The organism is Pseudomonas mohnii (assembly GCF_900105115.1).
Lineage (GTDB): Bacteria > Pseudomonadota > Gammaproteobacteria > Pseudomonadales > Pseudomonadaceae > Aquipseudomonas > Aquipseudomonas mohnii.
The window spans coordinates 1,579,120-1,595,401 of sequence record NZ_FNRV01000001.1; the positions used below are offsets into that span (position 1 = coordinate 1,579,120).

The window sequence follows — 16,282 nt, forward strand, 5'->3', positions numbered from 1 at the left end:
TAGCCTCAGTGCTTGCTGGTCAGAACCAATCCCTGCGCCTCGAGCACTGCGTGGCTGACGAGCGTGCGGGTATGCAGGCCACATCGGCGCCCCGGGCTCTGGCGATTTTTAAAGTGGTCTGGTTACCTCGCCGACAATGGACTATTACGCAAGACCATGACGTGCTTAAGATCAGCGCCGAGCCAACCCGGTCCCGTAGTGTTTCGACCGCCAGAAGGCGCAGAACCAACCGGTTTGGCAGACCACTTCTTGCCAGAGCGTTAATGCTCATAGAACAGGTTTAGCCATGTCGATCGTTCATGTCGGATTGCTTCCTCAGGTCGCAACGGCGCACTTTGTCAGTCATTTGCACATCATGGTGTTGGCGGCCCTGTTCCCCCTGCTGCCGGTGTTTTTTGGCGTGGGTTATGTCGAGCTGGGCCTGGCCCTGAGCATCTTCAATATCGTCACGGCACTGGTGCAGGCCCCTATGGGCTTTGTCGTTGATCATTACGGGGCCAGGCGTTTGCTGATCGCCGGGGTTGCCCTGGGCAGCATCAGCTTCCTGCTGATCGCACTGTTCCCGAGCTACAGCTGTTTGCTGATTGCCATGGCATTGGCCGGGGTTGCCAACGCCGTCTACCACCCGGCCAACTACGCGTTGCTCTCTCAAGAAATCAATCCCGCCCACATCGGCAAAGCATTCTCTGTCCATACCTTTGCCGGGTTTCTGGGCGCTGCCATTGCACCGGTTTTTCTGTTGGGGATCGCCACTGCGAGCGACCCGGGACTCGCATTCGTTGGCGCTGCGCTGGTGGGTTTTGTCGCGCTGGGGCTGTTGTTGATACCCGGCTCGGGGCTGGCACGGGTGACCCGGGTTCACCACGCACGCGAACCTGCACTCAATATCGCCAGCACCCGAAGGCTGTCACTGCTCTCGCCAATGATCCTGAGCCTGACCTTGCTGTTCGTATTGTTGAACTTGAGCACCAGTGCGATTGAAAAGTTTTCTGTCGCCGCCCTCATGCAAGGACAGGGCGCAACGTTGCCCTGGGCCAACTCGGCGCTGACGGCGTTCCTGTTTGCCAGCGCCTTTGGCGTGCTCGCCGGCGGTGCGCTGGCCGATCGTACCCAACGTCATGGGGTGGTTGCCGCGACTGCCTTTGCACTGGCCGCCGTGTTGACGGCCATCGTCGCCACGACCCGATTGAGCGAACTGGCATTGATCATCGCTCTTGGCGCCGTAGGGTTTCTGACGGGGTTGATCGCACCCTCGCGCGATATGCTCGTGCGGGCGGCATCGCCCAAGGGCGCAGAAGGCAAAACCTTCGGCATCGTCTCCACCGGTTTCAACATCGGTGGCGCAATCGGGCCCATCGGCTTCGGCTGGATGCTGGACCAAGGGCACCCAACGGCCATCTTCTGGGCCAGCGTGACATTCATGAGCCTGACCGTCGTGCTGACCCTGATGCAGGAGTGGTACCTGGCAAGAACCAGAACATCGACGCCCCTGCCTGTGGCCTTTAAATGACTGGGGATAAGGCCTCTGCGGCATCGTCGAACGGGACAACAAGACGATTCGCAAGCACAAGCTGCACTTCGCTTTCCTGAACACCAGGAGCGGCTCACCCCCTGTCAGCGACTGTGACAACAGCCCGCGTTCATATGAATGTTCCCATATGAGCCTTTTTCAGACGCCAAAAACCACAAACCCCCGACTTTCTCTAGGAAAATCAGGGGTTTGTGTTTTCAGAATGTGGCGGTGAAGGAGAGATTCGAACTCTCGATACAGTTTCCTGTATACACACTTTCCAGGCGTGCTCCTTAAGCCACTCGGACACTTCACCGTATCTCTTCAAACATGTTCTGTCTGTCGAGGCGCGCTAATGTAGTCGAAAGCTTTTCTGTTGGCAAACATTTTTTTGAGAATTTTCATGCGCTTAACTCGATCAAGGGTTTTGAACCGATGAAGGGAATGGCAAACCGGCCATTCTCCGGCTCCGACCGCCCTTCTATATAGAGGGCAACGCTTGGCTGGCGTAGCGGAGCACGCTTGCCGGACACGCGAAGCGTGACTGGCGGGTCAGTCACGGCGCTTTACCTGGCCTGTGACGGTGGGTAACGTCTGCCCAACTTTAATAAAAGGAATAGCGTCATGAGTGAGTTGATTTCCTACCATCTCGAAGACGGTATCGCGACCCTGACCTTGAGCAATGGCAAGGTGAATGCCATCTCTCCGGACGTGATTGCTGCGTTTAACGCTGCGCTGGATCAGGCAGTGTCTGATCGTGCGGTGGTGATCATTACCGGTACGCCCGGGATTCTCTCGGGCGGTTACGATCTGAAAGTGATGACGTCCGGCCCCAAGGAAGCGGTCGCGCTGGTGACTGCCGGCTCGACACTGGCCCGTCGTCTGTTGTCCCACCCCTTCCCGGTGATCGTGGCTTGCCCCGGCCATGCGGTGGCCAAGGGTGCCTTCCTGCTGTTGTCGGCGGACTACCGCATTGGTACGGACGGCCCGTTCAGTATCGGCCTCAACGAAGTGCAGATCGGCATGACCATGCATCACGCGGGTATCGAGATCGCCCGTGATCGCTTGAGCAAATCGGCATTCCCGCGTTCGGTCATCAACGGTGAGATGTTCAACCCGAAGAGCGCCGTGGATGCCGGCTTCCTTGACGTCGTGGTGTCGGCCGAGGAACTGCAAGGCGCGGCACTGGCTGCGGCTCGTCAGTTGAAGAAGATCAACATGACCGCGCACAAGAACACCAAACTGAAAGTGCGCAAAGAGTTTTTGGAAGCCCTGGATAACGCGATCATCCTGGATCAGGAACATCTGGGCTAATCCGGCCGGCAATAACGAAAAGCCCGACCATCGTGTCGGGCTTTTTGCTATGCAGTCTGTTGAAAAGATCGCAACTGCTCTAGTACGGGTCTGACCCATCAGTCGGAAACATCCGCTCAAACATCGGCTATCTCCTACCTATATAACGGCAATTGCCGAAAACAGTGCACATCCGTACACTGCGCCACCTTTTGTCCCGAGGGGCCTGCAAATGCTGTTCGCTTTACGTATGTCATTGATGGGCCTGCACTTTATTCTGGCAGGCGTGCTGGGCGTCCTGCTCGGCCTGAGTCGCCCGTTCAACCCGGACAACAGCCGTTTGTGCGCGCGCCTTTATGCGTGGCCGGCAATGCGTATTTTGCGCCTGCGGGTAAAAGCCGATGTCGGACCCTTGATGGACAAACCCGACAGTTGCGTGATCATCGCCAACCACCAGTCCAATTATGATCTGTTTGTGTTTGGTAACGTGGTGCCCCGCCGTACCGTGTGCATCGGCAAAAAGAGCCTGAAATGGGTGCCTTTGTTTGGTCAGTTGTTCTGGCTGGCCGGCAATGTGTTGATCGATCGCGGCAACGCGCATAAGGCACGCCAGTCGATGCTGACCACCACCCACACCCTGCAAAACGAAGACACCTCGATTTGGGTCTTCCCGGAAGGCACACGCAATCTGGGCGAGGAGCTGTTGCCGTTCAAGAAAGGCGCCTTCCAAATGGCGATCGCTGCCGGGGTGCCGATCGTGCCGGTGTGTGTCAGCAGTTACGTCAAGCACATGCGATTGAACCGATGGCGCAGTGGGAAAATTCTGATTCGCTCGCTACCGGCGATTCCTACGGCAGGCTTGAGCCTGGATGACCTACCGATGCTGATTGCCCAGTGCCGTGAGCAGATGCGTGAATGCATCGACTCGATGGACCGGCAACTGCAAGCCGCTTGAACAAAACCCGCCGCGTGCGGGTTTTCTTTTGCCTGCGATTTTTTGCCTGCGAATTCAACAGATTTCACTGACTCTCAAGCAGTAGTCAGGGTTAAGCTGAACACTGTCTGCCATGGCCATTTGCCAATAGATTGCTGCCAATTAGAAGTGAACCAACATCATGGGTAGAGTTGTTGCTGCTGCGGTTTACAGCGCCGGTAAAAAAGTCACCAATATCACCCTCGACGAGGGCGCGGCCTGGGCTGCAAAGCCGGGTCACTTCGTCTGGATCGGCCTCGAAGAGCCGAACGAAGAGGAACTGTACAACCTGCAACGCCAGTTCAACCTGCATGAACTGGCGATTGAAGATGCCCTGGAGAAACACAGCCGGCCGAAACTGGAAACCTTCGGCGATGCCCTGTTCATCGTCATTTATTCCCCGATCATGGAGGACGGCAAACTCCAGTTCATCGAGACCCATATCTTTGCCGGCAGGGGCTACATCATCACTGCGCGCAACGGTCACTCGGCGTCCTACGCCCATGTCCGGCAACGGTGTGAGGCGCGTCCACTGTTGCTGGAGCACGGGGAAGATTTTGTGCTCTATGCCATCCTCGATTTCGTGATTGAAAACTACCAGCCGATGGGCGAAGCCATTCATGCGCAAATCGATGAACTGGAACGCAACGTCATGTGCGGCTCACTCAATGAGCGCGACATCCAGAACCTGCACAGTCTGCGCCGGGACGTATTGCGGCTGCGCCGGTACGCGGCGCCGATGGTGGAGATAGGCGAAGAACTGCAAAAGCTGAATTTTCCGTTCATCGACAAGAACATGCGCCCGTACTTCCGCGATGTGCAGATTCATGTCACCCGACAGATGGAAGACCTGACGACCCTGGCCGATATTGCCAGTCAGACCATTGAGGTCGGGGTACTGCTGGAGGCATCGCGCCAGAGTGTGGTGCAGCGCAAGTTCGCTGCATGGGCGGCGATTCTGGCGTTTCCGACGGCGGTGGCGGGGATTTACGGGATGAACTTCCAGAACATGCCGGAGTTGAACTGGCACTACGGGTATTTCGCGGTGCTGGGGTTTATTTCGGTGGGGTGCGTGGGTTTGTGGGCGAGTTTCAAGAGGTCGGGTTGGCTCTGACAAACAGTGTGGCAAGGGAGCGTGCTCCCTTGCCACAGGTGTGATGCCGCCGTCTTATACAGCCTGGTTTTCTGGCTTGTGCGCCACAAATCGCATCATCCACTCAGCCACCGTGGTGCCATGGTGTTCATGCTCCAGGCTCTGGATACCTTTCGAGAAAATCTCTTCGCCCAGCGCTTGTTGACGAATTTCCAGCAGCGCCCGCGAATAGTCGTGGATGAACTCCGGGTGGCCCTGGAAGCACAGCACTTGATCGTTGATGTGGTACGCGGCAAACGGGCAGAAATCGCTGGAGGCGATCACCGTGGCGTTTTCCGGCAACGCCGTGACCTGATCCTGGTGACTGATCAACAACGTCAGCTCTTCTTTCAGCGGACTCATCCACGGCGCCTTGGCCGCGAGCTTGTATTGATGGGTGCCCACGCCCCAGCCCTGGGTTGCGCGCTCACTCTTGCCGCCCAGCAACAGGGCCAGCAACTGATGACCGAAACACACGCCCAACAGCTTGTCGCCGCGTTCGTAGCGGGTCAGCAGGTAAGTCTTGAGGGTCTGGATCCACGGGTCGGTGCCGAAGGAGTCGGCCTTGCTGCCGGTGACCAGGTAAGCATCGAACGTCAGGTCATCACTGGGGTACTCGCCCTGCATCACGTTATAAACGGTGAACTCGGCGGCGATGGGTTGCTGCGAAAACAGGTGCTTGAACATCTGCCCGTAGCCCTGATATTGGTCAACCAATTCCGGACGCAGGATGTCGGTTTCCAGAATGCAGATGCGTAACGACATAAAAAATACCTGACACGTGATGGGAATAATGCACACCCCCAGAGCCTGCCTTGAAACACAGTGGCAAGGCAAGCCCCGGAACGCGTCAATCCCCCCTTAAAATGTCTCCCCCTTGGCGGCTTTCTCCAACAGCAGTGCCGGTGGAGCGAAGCGCTCACCATATTGTCCGGCCAGGTACTGGGCGCGGGCGACGAAGTCCTTGACTCCGTATTGGTTGATGAACTGCAGCGCACCGCCGGTCCATGCCGCGAAGCCGATGCCGAAGATCGAGCCGACGTTGGCATCCGCCGTCGAAGTCAGCACCCCCTCCTCCATACAGCGCACGGTTTCGATGGCCTGCACGAACAGCAGCCGATCGCGCACATCCTTCGGTGAAATCTGCCCGTCGGCCTTTTCGAAACGGGCTTTCAGCTCTGGCCACAGGTACTTCTGGCCACCGGCGGGATATTCGTAGAAGCCGCCCCCAGCCGCCTTGCCCGGGCGCTTGTACTCGTTGAGCAGCAGGTCAATCACGGCGAAGGCCGGGTGCTCGACCAGCGGTTTTCCTTCGGCTTGCAAGTCTTTGGCGGTTTGCTGGCGGATATGGCTCATGAGGCTGAGGGAAACCTCGTCCGAGATTGCCAGAGGTCCGATGGGCATACCGGCCTTGCGCGCTTCGGTCTCGATCATCGGCGCGCTGACTCCTTCACCGAGCATGGCAATGCCTTCATTGGTGAACGTGCCGAACACCCGCGACGTGAAGAAGCCACGACTGTCGTTGACCACAATCGGCGTTTTCTTGATTTGCAGGACGAAGTCAAACCCGCGAGCCAGGGTTTCATCGCTGGTGTTGGCCCCCTTGATGATTTCCACCAGGGCCATTTTGTCCACGGGACTGAAGAAATGCAGGCCGATGAACTTGCTCTGGTCCGGCACCGCCGTGGCCAGGCCGCTGATCGGCAGGGTCGACGTGTTGGAAGCGATCACCGCGTCCGGGCCGACGACCTTTTGCGCCGCCAGGGAGACTTTGGCCTTCAGATCGCGGTCTTCAAACACCGCTTCGATGATCAGGTCGCAACCGGCCAGATCGGCATCGTCTGCAGTGGTCTGAATGCGCGCCAGAATGCCTTCGCGCTGCTCGGCGCTCATTTGCCCGCGTGCGACTTTCTTGTCCAGCAGCGCCGCCGAATGCGCCTTGCCCTTCTGCGCTGCCGCGAGGTTGATGTCCTTGAGCACCACGTTGATGCCGGCAGAGGCGCTGACGAAGGCAATGCCCGCGCCCATCATCCCGGCACCGAGCACACCGACTTTTTGCGTGACGTATGGGGCGAAGCCCTGGGGCCGCGAACCACCGGCGTTGATGTCATTGAGCTGGAACCAGAAAGTACCGATCAGGTTCTTCGAGACCTGGCCGGTGGTCAGCTCGGTGAAATAACGGGTTTCGATCAAGTGCGCAGTATCGAAATCCACTTGCGCGCCTTCCACCGCGGCACAGAGAATTTTCTCCGGCGCCGGCAGGCAGCCCTGGGTTTTACTGCGCAGGATCGACGGCGCGATGGCCAGCATCTGCGCGACTTTCGGATTCGACGGCGTGCCACCGGGAATCTGATAACCCTTCACATCCCAGCGTTGTACCGCCGTCGGGTTGGCGACAATCCAGGCCCGCGCCTTGGCCATCATCTCTTCGTGATCCGTTGCCAATTCGTCGATCAAGCCGGCCTGCAACGCCTGCTGCGGCCGTATTTTCTTGCCTTCGAGCAGATACGGCAGGGCTTTTTCCAGGCCGAGCATGCGCACCATGCGTACCACACCGCCCCCGCCCGGCAGCAGACCCAGGGTCACTTCCGGCAGGCCGAGTTGTACCGACGGATGATCCAGCGCCACGCGATGATGGCAGGCCAGGCAGATTTCCCAGCCGCCGCCCAAGGCAGCGCCGTTGATCGCGGCAACCACCGGTTTGCCGATGGTTTCCAGGGTGCGCAGTTGGCCCTTGAGGGTCAGCACCCTCTCATAAAAAGCTTTGGCCTCAGGTTTGCCGACCTTGATCAGTTCATTGAGATCGCCGCCGGCAAAGAAGGTTTTCTTGGCCGAGGTGATGATGACGCCGGCGATGGCGTCCTTGTCGGCCACCAGCCGGGCGACGCAGTCAGCCATGGCTTCACGGTACACCGCGTTCATGGTGTTGGCGCTCTGCCCCGGCATGTCGATGGTCAGGACGACAATCTGGTCCTGGCCTTTTTCGTAACGTATGGCTTGGGTCATGTCACTTGTCCTTGAATTCGGGGCTCAGAGGCGTTCGATGATGGTGGCAATGCCCATGCCGCCGCCGACACACAGCGTCGCGAGGCCATAGCGCAGGCGCCGGCTTTCCAGCTCATCGAGCAAGGTGCCGAGAATCGCGCAACCGGTGGCGCCCAACGGATGGCCCATGGCGATAGAACCACCGTTGACGTTGACCTTGTCCGGGTCGACGGCCATGTCCTTGATGAACTTCAACACCACTGAGGCAAACGCTTCGTTGACCTCGAACAGATCGATGTCCTCCACCCGCAGCCCCGCCTTGGCCAGTGCCTTGCGAGTGGCGGGCGCCGGGCCGGTGAGCATGATGGTCGGGTCGGTGCTGGTGACCGCCGTGGCGACGATTCGCGCCCGTGGCTGCAAGCCCAGCGCCCGGCCCTTGGCCTCCGAGCCGATCAGCATCAACGCCGCGCCATCAACTATCCCGGAACTGTTGCCGGGGGTATGTACGTGATTGATCCGCTCCACATGGCTGTAGACCCGTAGCGCGGTGGCATCGAAACCCATCTGCCCCATCATCTCGAAACTGGGCTTGAGCTTGCCCAGGCCTTCCAGGGTCGAGTCGGCGCGGATGAACTCATCGTGATCGAGCAGGATGATGCCGTTCTGGTCCTGCACCGGCACCAGCGATTTGTTGAACGAACCATCAGCCCGCGCCCGCGCAGCTTTTTGCTGGGAATGCAGTGCATAGGCATCGACGTCCTGACGGCTGAAGCCTTCCAGTGTCGCGATCAGATCGGCACCCACGCCCTGGGGGGTGAAGTGGCTGTGCAGATTGGTCTGCGGGTCCAGCGCCCAGGCTCCGCCATCGCTGCCCATGGGCACGCGTGACATGGACTCGACGCCACCGACCACCACCAGGTCTTCAAAACCGGAACGGACCTTCATGGCCCCGAGGTTCACCGCCTCCAGCCCGGATGCACAGAAACGGTTGATCTGCACGCCCGCCACGCTGACGTCCCAATCAGCCACCTGAGCAGCGGTCTTGGCGATATCGGCGCCTTGATCGCCGACGGGTGTCACGCAGCCCAGTACCACGTCATCGACCTGACTGGTATCGAGGGCGGTTCGCTGTTGCAGCGCCGTGAACAACCCGGCCACCAGGTTGACCGGTTTGACACTGTGCAAGGCGCCATCGGCCTTGCCTTTGCCACGGGGCGTACGTATCGCGTCGAAAATCAATGCTTGGGTCATGACGTCCTCGAACCGGGTGGTGATCTTTGAAGAGGCTTCCACCTTATTCCGAGCCACCGGGGATTCAATGACCGCAGCGCTCACCGGCGTTGACGGACGCGCTCAGACGGACGGTAGTCCGCTACAGAATCCGCGGCTTGCGGACACGCAGGTGTCTAGCAAAAGGCCGCCCAAGAAGCTGGCAATAGGCCTCATGCTTTTTTAATCGTATTTGGTGAGCGCTCCATACGAAATGGATCTAAATCAAGCGTGACGCGGGCTCTAAGGTGAGGTTATACGAAGTTGTCGTCGGGTTTTGCCGAGGCGCTCGTACTACAGGAAGTGAATTGCTCTGCCGTCATGGAGATTTGCAGGCAGGCATCAGGAAATAACAAAAAAGGCGGTCAAGCCATGTTCAAACAATCGAAAGTTCGTCAAGCCGGGCTCATTCTCTTCGCGACCACACTTTTGTTGATTTTGCCGAACCTGACCAAGGTGATCGGCTAGTCGTTCATAAAAATACGGTATCCGTGTTTTAGATCGCCACATTAAAAATGTGACTGGCTCGCTACCCGGGCCAACGTGGCTGTGCCAACCTTTGCAGCACTTCCACGACATGGACGGCGATTCTTTGAAAGCGCTCACTTTATTCGGGGCCTTGCTGCTCAGCACGCCTCTGTATGCCGCACAGCTGAACCTGCAGCTGGGCGCGAACAACCGCACCTGGCAGACCGAGGAGTTGCTCAATCATCCTCAAGCCCAGACCATCACCGTTACCAATGACGTTTCCTACAAGCGTGATATGAGCTATCGCGCCGTGCCTCTGTCAGTGCTGTTGACCGGCATCAAACCGGACGACCACTTGCAAGCCGTGGCCCTGGACGGTTTTGCTGCCGAGATGGCCGCTGCGCCGCTGCTCAATACCCAAGGCGCGCGTGCCTGGCTGGCGATCGAGGATCCGGCCAAACCCTGGCCGCCACTGTCCGAAGGCAAGCCCGGCGCCGGGCCGTTCTATCTGGTCTGGACCAACCCGCAGGCGGGCAATATCAGCCCGGAGCAATGGCCGTTCGAGGTTGCCAGCATCAAGCGCATGGCACCGGTGGCCGAACGCTTCCCTGCCCTGCTGCCCGATCCTGCGCTAAAGGCAGACGATCCGGTGAACAAGGGCTTTGCGCTGTTCCAGAAAAACTGCTTGGCCTGTCACCGCCTCAATGGTGCCGGGGACGCGCAATTCGGGCCGGACCTGAATATTCCGTACAACCCGACCGAGTACTTTGGCGCGGACTTCCTCAAGCGTTATATCCGTGATCCGCAGAGTTTGCGTCAGTGGCCGCAGGCGAAGATGCCCGGATTTTCAACCGAGGTGTTGCCGGATGAGGATCTGGGGATGCTGGTGGGGTATTTGAAGCATATGGCGGGGCGCAAGGTGAAGCCCTGACAAAACACGCCGTTGCGGGAGTGAGCTTGCTCGCGACGGCGGTGTATCAGCCACGGAAGTATTGACTGAAAACCTGCCATCGCGAGCAAGCTCGCTGCCATAAGGGGTCGGCGCCCTCCCCCCGGTTACTGTTGTTGCACGGAGATCACCGGCGCGGGCGTCGGTGAAACAAGCACCTTGGCATGCATCTGTTCACACCCGCCGCCGCGGCGCATCCCGCGCACCGGGCAGGCATCCAGATAATCGAGGCCCACGGCCAGTTTCAAATGACGTTCGGGCCGGGCCAGTTCATTGGTCACGTCGAAACTGTACCAGGCGTCATCCAGCCAGGCTTCGGCCCAGGCATGGCTGGCCAGGTGTTCGCTGTTTTCGCTGTACAGATAACCCGAGACATACCGCGCCGGAATCCCCAGGCTGCGCGCACAGGCGATGAACGCGTGGGTGTGGTCCTGGCACACACCGGAACGACCGGCGAAGGCCTGGGCAGCGCTGGTGTCCACTTCGGTGGCGCCCGGCGTGTAGGTCATGTGCTGGTTCAGGCCGTGCATCAAGTCGATCAGCGCCGTGCGATCGCGGCGTTGCTTGCATTCCTTTTCGGCAAACGCGCGCAGGGCTGCGTCGGCTTCGGTCAGGCGGGTGAAGCGCAGGAAGGGCAGCGCCGACTGGCTCTCGTGCTCGGCTTCGCGCAATTCGTCGATGTCGACCTGACCACGGGCGCCGATGATGATCGCTTCGTGCGGTTCGTCCATGGTCAGCACGTGCAGGATGTTGCCGAACGGATCGAGTTGCGCGCGCACCGGCCGCGGCAGGTCGAGCTGCCAACTGAGCACGTGCTGGCGCTCGCTGTCATGGGGGGTCAGTCGCAGGTACTGGATGCTCGCCCGCACCTGATCTTCGTAGTGATAGGTGGTCTCGTGGCTAATCGAAAGTCTCATGCAGCCTCCAGATAAGAACTGTGAATCGCGTTACCCAACTGGCGCACCAGCGGGATGAACTCGGTGAGCCAGGCGTGCAGGCCTTCGTCGAGGATTTCGTTGATGCCGGTGTAGCGCAGTCGCGCGTCCATTTCCGCCGCCAGGCGTTGGGCGGGACGGCCGTTGGCTCCCGGCAACTGGGCAAGGATCTGGTCGATTTCTTCGGTGCACGCCCGCAGGGAGCGCGGCACGTCCGCCCGCAGCAACAGCAACTCGGCCACATGCCGGGCGCCGGGTGCGTCGCGATAAATTTCGGTGTAGGCCTCGAAGGACGACAAGGCCCGCAGCAAGGCACTCCACTGGTAGTACGCGTGGGCCGTGCCATCGCTGACCGCCTCAGCCTGATCACCGGCCATTTCGTAGCGGGCATCGAGCAGGCGCAAGGTGTTGTCGGCTCGCTCGATGAAGGTCCCCAGACGAATGAAGCGGAACGCATCGTTACGCATGATCGTGCCGTAGGACGCGCCTCGGAACAGGTGGGACCGCTCCTTGATCCACTCGCAGAACCGACTCATGCCGTAGCGACTGAGGCCCTGCTCGGCAATGCCGCGAATTTCCAGCCAGGTCGCGTTGATGTTCTCCCACATATCAGCGGTGATTCGGCCACGAACCGCGTGGGCACTGGCCCGCGCGGCACCGAGACAGCTGTAGATGCTGGCCGGATTGGCCGCATCCAGGGCGAAAAAATGCAGCAAGCGTTCGGCATGCAACTCGCCGTGGCGTTCGAGGTAATCGTCCAGGGTGCCGGTAATCAGCAGCGGCATGGCCAGTTCGTGCAGGCCGTCACCGCGTCCATCCTGTGGCATCAGCGACAGCGAATAACTGATGTCGAGCATCCGTGCGAGGTTTTCCGCCCGCTCCAGGTAACGCGACATCCAATACAGATCCGAGGCAGTTCTACTTAACATGACAGGCTTCCTTCAATCCTCGACCACCCAGGTGTCCTTGGTTCCGCCGCCCTGGGAGGAGTTCACCACCAGGGAGCCTTCGCGCAGGGCGACACGGGTCAAACCGCCGGGCACGACCCGGGTTTCGCGACCAGACAATACAAACGGGCGCAGGTCGATGTGGCGTGGCGCGATGCCGCTTTCGACAAAGGTCGGGCAGGTCGACAACGACAGCGTCGGTTGCGCGATATAGGCATGGGGCTTGGCAATGATCCGTGCGCGGAAGGCTTCGATTTCCGCCGCCGTCGCCGCCGGCCCCACCAGCATTCCGTAACCGCCGGAGCCCTGGGTTTCCTTGACCACCAGTTCCGGCAGATGGGCCAGGACGTGGGAAAGTTCCGAGGGATTACGACACTGCCACGTCGGTACGTTCTTCAGGATCGGTTCTTCATCCAGGTAGAAACGGATCATGTCGGTCACGAACGGGTACACCGACTTGTCGTCCGCCACCCCGGTGCCGATGGCATTCGCCAGCACGACATTGCCGGATCGGTAAGACGACAGCAGCCCTGGCACGCCGAGCATCGAGTCCGGATTGAACGCCAGCGGGTCGAGGAACGCGTCGTCGAGGCGGCGGTAGATCACATCGACGGCTTTTGGCCCGTCGGTGGTGCGCATGAACACTTTGTCGTCACGCACGAAAAGGTCCGCGCCTTCCACCAGCTCCACACCCATTTCCCGCGCCAGGAACGCATGCTCGAAAAATGCACTGTTGAAGCGCCCCGGCGTCAACACCACGACGCTCGGGTTGTCGATCGGGCTGGAGCTTTTCAGGGTATCGAGCAACAGGTTCGGGTAGTGGTCGATGGGGGCGATGCGTTGCGCCGCGAACAATTCGGGGAACAGTCGCATCATCATCTTGCGGTCTTCGAGCATGTAGCTGACACCGCTCGGCGTACGCAGATTGTCTTCGAGCACGTAGTAAGTGCCATCGCCGTCGCGCACCAGATCGACACCGGAGATATGCGAATAAATATCGCGGTGCAGATTCAGCCCTTGCATTGCCAACTGGTATTGCTCGTTGGCCAGCACCTGCTCGGCCGGAATGATGCCGGCCTTGATGATGCGTTGCTCGTGATAGAGGTCGGCGAGGAACATGTTCAACGCCTTGACCCGCTGGATGCAGCCGCGCTCGACAATGCGCCATTCACTGGCGGGAATGCTGCGGGGAATGGTGTCGAAGGGAATCAGGCGCTCTGTCCCCTGCTCATCACCGTAGAGCGTAAAAGTAATCCCGGCGCGATGAAACAACAGATCGGCCTCGCGTCGCCGTTGTGCCAAAAGCTCGTCAGGCGTTTCGGACAGCCAACGGGCAAACTCCCGATAATGCGGGCGGACCTGGCCGCCGGCATCGTACATCTCATCAAAATAGGTGCGGATCATGCCGTACTCCTTGTCACCCGGACATACAGGCCTTCGCAAGGCCCGTGCCATCGGCAGAAACGCTTTGATATCAATCGGTTGGATAATCGGTACGCAGACACCGCACCAATCCTGTGCGGTAAATGCCCCAACCTGATCGCCCCCGCTTCATTGCAAGGCGTTGCAGTCGCCTGTCACCAGCATAGTCTGTGGGAGGCGACTTGGCGGCGAAGGGGGTCATTCCGTCATGGGAGCTCTTTGAGGTCGCGTTCGGTTTGCCGGCGACAAAAACGAAAACGGCCAACCCAAAGGTCAGCCGTTACTGATGCTTGCTGCTGTTCATAAGTTTATGCGAGTCGCCCTCGTACCTCCTGTTTGACACCCCAGCCTTCAATGATGCCGCCCAATGGCTCGACCACGGCTTCGAAACCCTGTTCGAAGTCGCCGATGTCATCGTAAGTGGCGTACATGACCTTGCTCAGTTCCAGGGCCCATGCGCCGTCATCGCGCACACTGATTTGCGCATTCAGGGATTCACCCCGGTAATGACCTGCCGCCCTGCGTGCCCGCTCCTCGTCCGGGAAAATGGCGTAGAACTCGATGGGATGGAACCGTGAAAAGTCGAAACCGCCCTCTTTCATGCGGCGCAGAACGCTGCTGCTGACATCTTCTTGATAGGCTGTGCTCATGAAACGTCCTCCTCAAACTGATGGATAGACTTTCCGTACTCCCAGCGCCCGCCACCGAACGGTGCGAACGACGGCATCCGATGTGCCGACGGGAAACAAGCATGGAGCTGACAAGACCAGACCTTAGCGATCCATTCGCTGATCTCGCCTGCAGATTAGCCCCAAGATAGAGCCGCTGCCAAGGCCTGGTTGAGAATGTGACAGGAGATGTTCAGATTGGCGTAATGCCGAGGATTTGAATGCTGTTCTGGGCCTTGAGACTTTTGACAGTCGCATCGGGGGTTCGCCCTTCCAGATCGTTCAGATCCAGTTCGGCGGCGACGGGGAGCAACCGGGCCTTGATGAGTTGGGCGGCGTGTTCGTTATCCGGGCACTCGTCGCACTCAAAGACTTCGTCGACAGTTTCACCGTGATCATCCACGAAAGTGATTTTCCACTTTTGCATCAGTGCCTCCTCGATAAAACCCATGGATGGGCTTACTTCTATCTCGACCTGATTAGCTGGCTAATCGTTCCACTGATTTTCCTCTGGTGCCTCATGAAAAAAGGGCCGTCAGCGGCGTGATTGAACACCACCGCGGACAGCCCTTTTTGATTGACGCGCTATCAGTCGTTACTTGGCTTGTTCACAGCCTGCAAAACGTACTGCGGCAAGGCAAAGGCACCGATGTGGATCTCCGGATTGTAGTAGCGGGTGATGATGCCGCTGCCGGCGAACCGTTGTTGCAGGGTTTCGCGGGACAATTTGCGATAAGCGGTATTGGTCGCGCCCCAGGCGAAGGTCATCGCGCCGCCGATATAAGTCGGTACGGCGGCCTGATAGAAGTGCCAGTCAGGGAACAGGCTGCGCAGGCGACCGGCGGTGGTTTTGACTTCTTCGATCTGCATGAACGGCGTGCCGTTCTGCGTGACCAGGATGCCGCCTTCGTTCAGGCAGCGGTGGCAGGCCTGATAGAAGTTCTCCGAGAACAGCACTTCGCCTGGCCCGATCGGGTCAGTGGAGTCGGAAATGATCACGTCGAACTTTTCAGTGGTGGTGGCGACGAAGCGCATGCCATCGTCGATCACCAGGTTCAGGCGTGGATCGTCGAACGCGCCCTTGGAGTGATTCGGCAGGAATTCCTTGCACATTTCGACCACGGTACCGTCGATCTCGACCATGGTGATGTGCTCGACGCTGCGGTGCTTGGCCACCTCACGCAACATGCCGCCGTCGCCGCCACCGATGATCAATACGCGCTTGGCGGTGCCATGGGCGAGGATCGGCACGTGCGTCAGCATTTCGTGGTAGATGAATTCGTCGGCTTCGGTGGTCTGGATCACGCCGTCCAGCGCCATGACCCGGCCCATGCGCGGGTTTTCGAAAATCACCAGGTGCTGGTGTTCGGTGCGCACTTCGTGCAGCAGTTTTTCCATGCGAAAACGCTGGCCATAGCCTTCGTAGAGGGTTTCCAGGTAGTCGTTGGTCGGGGTGATGCTCATGGGAAGTGCTCCGATGAATGCGGGTGGCAACGGACGGTTACCCGCCCATGATGGCCAATCGATCGGCTCGATTGACCGGGAAAGGCGCGCATTCTACGTCGAGGAAGATGACAGGTCGAACCTCACTTGATGTCTCGCCACAATGCCCTGTGGGAGCGAGCCTGCTCGCGATAGCGATTTGTCCGCCACATCAATTCCGAATGTGCCGCCGTCATCGCGAGCAGGCTCGCTTGTATGTTTAGACTTGAAGGGGTGGGTGGGACTAAA

At 59.2% G+C, this 16,282-nt stretch carries 14 protein-coding genes and 1 tRNA gene; 5 read left to right on the top strand and 10 right to left on the bottom strand.

Going from position 1 to position 16,282, the window contains the following annotated elements; all coding sequences use genetic code 11:
- Positions 1-292: 292 nt before the first annotated feature.
- On the top strand, positions 293-1,510 hold the full coding sequence (locus BLV61_RS07370) for an MFS transporter (protein ID WP_425272116.1): 1,218 nt from the start codon (positions 293-295) through the stop codon (positions 1,508-1,510).
- 226 nt (positions 1,511-1,736) lie between these two features.
- Here BLV61_RS07370 and BLV61_RS07375 read toward each other — a convergent pair.
- Positions 1,737-1,826: transfer RNA gene (locus tag BLV61_RS07375), tRNA-Ser, on the bottom strand.
- A 308-nt stretch (positions 1,827-2,134) separates the two neighbouring features.
- Here BLV61_RS07375 and BLV61_RS07380 point away from each other — a divergent pair.
- From BLV61_RS07380 to BLV61_RS07390, 3 genes are all read left to right on the top strand, one after another.
- The gene (locus BLV61_RS07380) at positions 2,135-2,824 is read left to right on the top strand and encodes a crotonase/enoyl-CoA hydratase family protein (protein ID WP_090463920.1); all 690 of its coding nucleotides are present in this window, start codon (positions 2,135-2,137) and stop codon (positions 2,822-2,824) included.
- A 211-nt stretch (positions 2,825-3,035) separates the two neighbouring features.
- On the top strand, positions 3,036-3,758 hold the full coding sequence (locus BLV61_RS07385; RefSeq protein WP_047531584.1) for a lysophospholipid acyltransferase family protein: 723 nt from the start codon (positions 3,036-3,038) through the stop codon (positions 3,756-3,758).
- Positions 3,759-3,918: 160 nt separating this feature from the next.
- Entirely contained in the window at positions 3,919-4,890 is a 972-nt protein-coding gene (locus tag BLV61_RS07390) for a magnesium and cobalt transport protein CorA (RefSeq protein ID WP_047531586.1), read from the top strand.
- Between the two features lie 54 nt (positions 4,891-4,944).
- Here BLV61_RS07390 and BLV61_RS07395 read toward each other — a convergent pair whose 3' ends face one another.
- From BLV61_RS07395 to BLV61_RS07405, 3 genes are all read right to left on the bottom strand, one after another.
- Positions 4,945-5,673, bottom strand: coding sequence for an amidotransferase (locus BLV61_RS07395; protein ID WP_090463923.1), 729 nt, complete (start codon positions 5,671-5,673; stop codon positions 4,945-4,947).
- Positions 5,674-5,769: 96 nt separating this feature from the next.
- Positions 5,770-7,914, bottom strand: a complete 2,145-nt coding sequence (locus BLV61_RS07400; RefSeq protein ID WP_090463926.1) for a 3-hydroxyacyl-CoA dehydrogenase NAD-binding domain-containing protein — start codon at positions 7,912-7,914, stop codon at positions 5,770-5,772.
- Between the two features lie 24 nt (positions 7,915-7,938).
- On the bottom strand, positions 7,939-9,144 hold the full coding sequence (locus BLV61_RS07405; RefSeq protein WP_090463928.1) for an acetyl-CoA C-acetyltransferase: 1,206 nt from the start codon (positions 9,142-9,144) through the stop codon (positions 7,939-7,941).
- A 595-nt stretch (positions 9,145-9,739) separates the two neighbouring features.
- Between BLV61_RS07405 and BLV61_RS07415 the strand changes: the two genes are divergently transcribed.
- Positions 9,740-10,561, top strand: coding sequence for a c-type cytochrome (locus BLV61_RS07415; RefSeq protein ID WP_090463931.1), 822 nt, complete (start codon positions 9,740-9,742; stop codon positions 10,559-10,561).
- A gap of 125 nt (positions 10,562-10,686) precedes the next feature.
- Here the strand turns inward: BLV61_RS07415 and BLV61_RS07420 are convergent, their stop codons facing one another.
- The 6 genes from BLV61_RS07420 to speE all read right to left on the bottom strand — a co-directional run bounded on the left by BLV61_RS07420 (position 10,687) and on the right by speE (position 16,015).
- Positions 10,687-11,496, bottom strand: coding sequence for a transglutaminase family protein (locus BLV61_RS07420; RefSeq protein ID WP_090463934.1), 810 nt, complete (start codon positions 11,494-11,496; stop codon positions 10,687-10,689).
- Positions 11,493-12,443 carry an alpha-E domain-containing protein gene (locus BLV61_RS07425; RefSeq protein WP_047531601.1) on the bottom strand — a complete coding sequence of 317 codons (951 nt, stop codon included), beginning with the start codon at positions 12,441-12,443 and terminating at the stop codon, positions 11,493-11,495. The genes BLV61_RS07420 and BLV61_RS07425 overlap by 4 nt, the downstream gene beginning before the upstream one ends.
- Before the next feature lie 12 nt (positions 12,444-12,455).
- Positions 12,456-13,865 carry a circularly permuted type 2 ATP-grasp protein gene (locus BLV61_RS07430; protein WP_047531603.1) on the bottom strand — a complete coding sequence of 470 codons (1,410 nt, stop codon included), beginning with the start codon at positions 13,863-13,865 and terminating at the stop codon, positions 12,456-12,458.
- A gap of 326 nt (positions 13,866-14,191) precedes the next feature.
- Positions 14,192-14,533, bottom strand: coding sequence for a ribonuclease E inhibitor RraB (locus BLV61_RS07435; protein ID WP_047531604.1), 342 nt, complete (start codon positions 14,531-14,533; stop codon positions 14,192-14,194).
- A 211-nt stretch (positions 14,534-14,744) separates the two neighbouring features.
- Positions 14,745-14,978, bottom strand: coding sequence for a hypothetical protein (locus BLV61_RS07440; protein ID WP_047538952.1), 234 nt, complete (start codon positions 14,976-14,978; stop codon positions 14,745-14,747).
- Positions 14,979-15,139: 161 nt separating this feature from the next.
- On the bottom strand, positions 15,140-16,015 hold the full coding sequence (gene speE, locus BLV61_RS07445) for a polyamine aminopropyltransferase (RefSeq protein WP_047531607.1): 876 nt from the start codon (positions 16,013-16,015) through the stop codon (positions 15,140-15,142).
- Between the last annotated feature and the right edge of the window lie 267 nt (positions 16,016-16,282).

What these genes read in the sequence shown, in the direction of transcription:
- BLV61_RS07400 (WP_090463926.1), bottom strand. Translation starts at nt 7,914, where the DNA reads ATGACCCAAGCCATACGTTACGAAAAAGGCCAGGACCAGATTGTCGTC.
- BLV61_RS07440 (WP_047538952.1), bottom strand. Translation starts at nt 14,978, where the DNA reads ATGCAAAAGTGGAAAATCACTTTCGTGGATGATCACGGTGAAACTGTC.
- BLV61_RS07420 (WP_090463934.1), bottom strand. Translation starts at nt 11,496, where the DNA reads ATGAGACTTTCGATTAGCCACGAGACCACCTATCACTACGAAGATCAG.
- BLV61_RS07380 (WP_090463920.1), top strand. Translation starts at nt 2,135, where the DNA reads ATGAGTGAGTTGATTTCCTACCATCTCGAAGACGGTATCGCGACCCTG.
- BLV61_RS07405 (WP_090463928.1), bottom strand. Translation starts at nt 9,144, where the DNA reads ATGACCCAAGCATTGATTTTCGACGCGATACGTACGCCCCGTGGCAAA.
- BLV61_RS07435 (WP_047531604.1), bottom strand. Translation starts at nt 14,533, where the DNA reads ATGAGCACAGCCTATCAAGAAGATGTCAGCAGCAGCGTTCTGCGCCGC.
- BLV61_RS07390 (WP_047531586.1), top strand. Translation starts at nt 3,919, where the DNA reads ATGGGTAGAGTTGTTGCTGCTGCGGTTTACAGCGCCGGTAAAAAAGTC.
- BLV61_RS07415 (WP_090463931.1), top strand. Translation starts at nt 9,740, where the DNA reads ATGGACGGCGATTCTTTGAAAGCGCTCACTTTATTCGGGGCCTTGCTG.
- BLV61_RS07425 (WP_047531601.1), bottom strand. Translation starts at nt 12,443, where the DNA reads ATGTTAAGTAGAACTGCCTCGGATCTGTATTGGATGTCGCGTTACCTG.
- BLV61_RS07395 (WP_090463923.1), bottom strand. Translation starts at nt 5,673, where the DNA reads ATGTCGTTACGCATCTGCATTCTGGAAACCGACATCCTGCGTCCGGAA.
- BLV61_RS07430 (WP_047531603.1), bottom strand. Translation starts at nt 13,865, where the DNA reads ATGATCCGCACCTATTTTGATGAGATGTACGATGCCGGCGGCCAGGTC.
- BLV61_RS07385 (WP_047531584.1), top strand. Translation starts at nt 3,036, where the DNA reads ATGCTGTTCGCTTTACGTATGTCATTGATGGGCCTGCACTTTATTCTG.
- speE (WP_047531607.1), bottom strand. Translation starts at nt 16,015, where the DNA reads ATGAGCATCACCCCGACCAACGACTACCTGGAAACCCTCTACGAAGGC.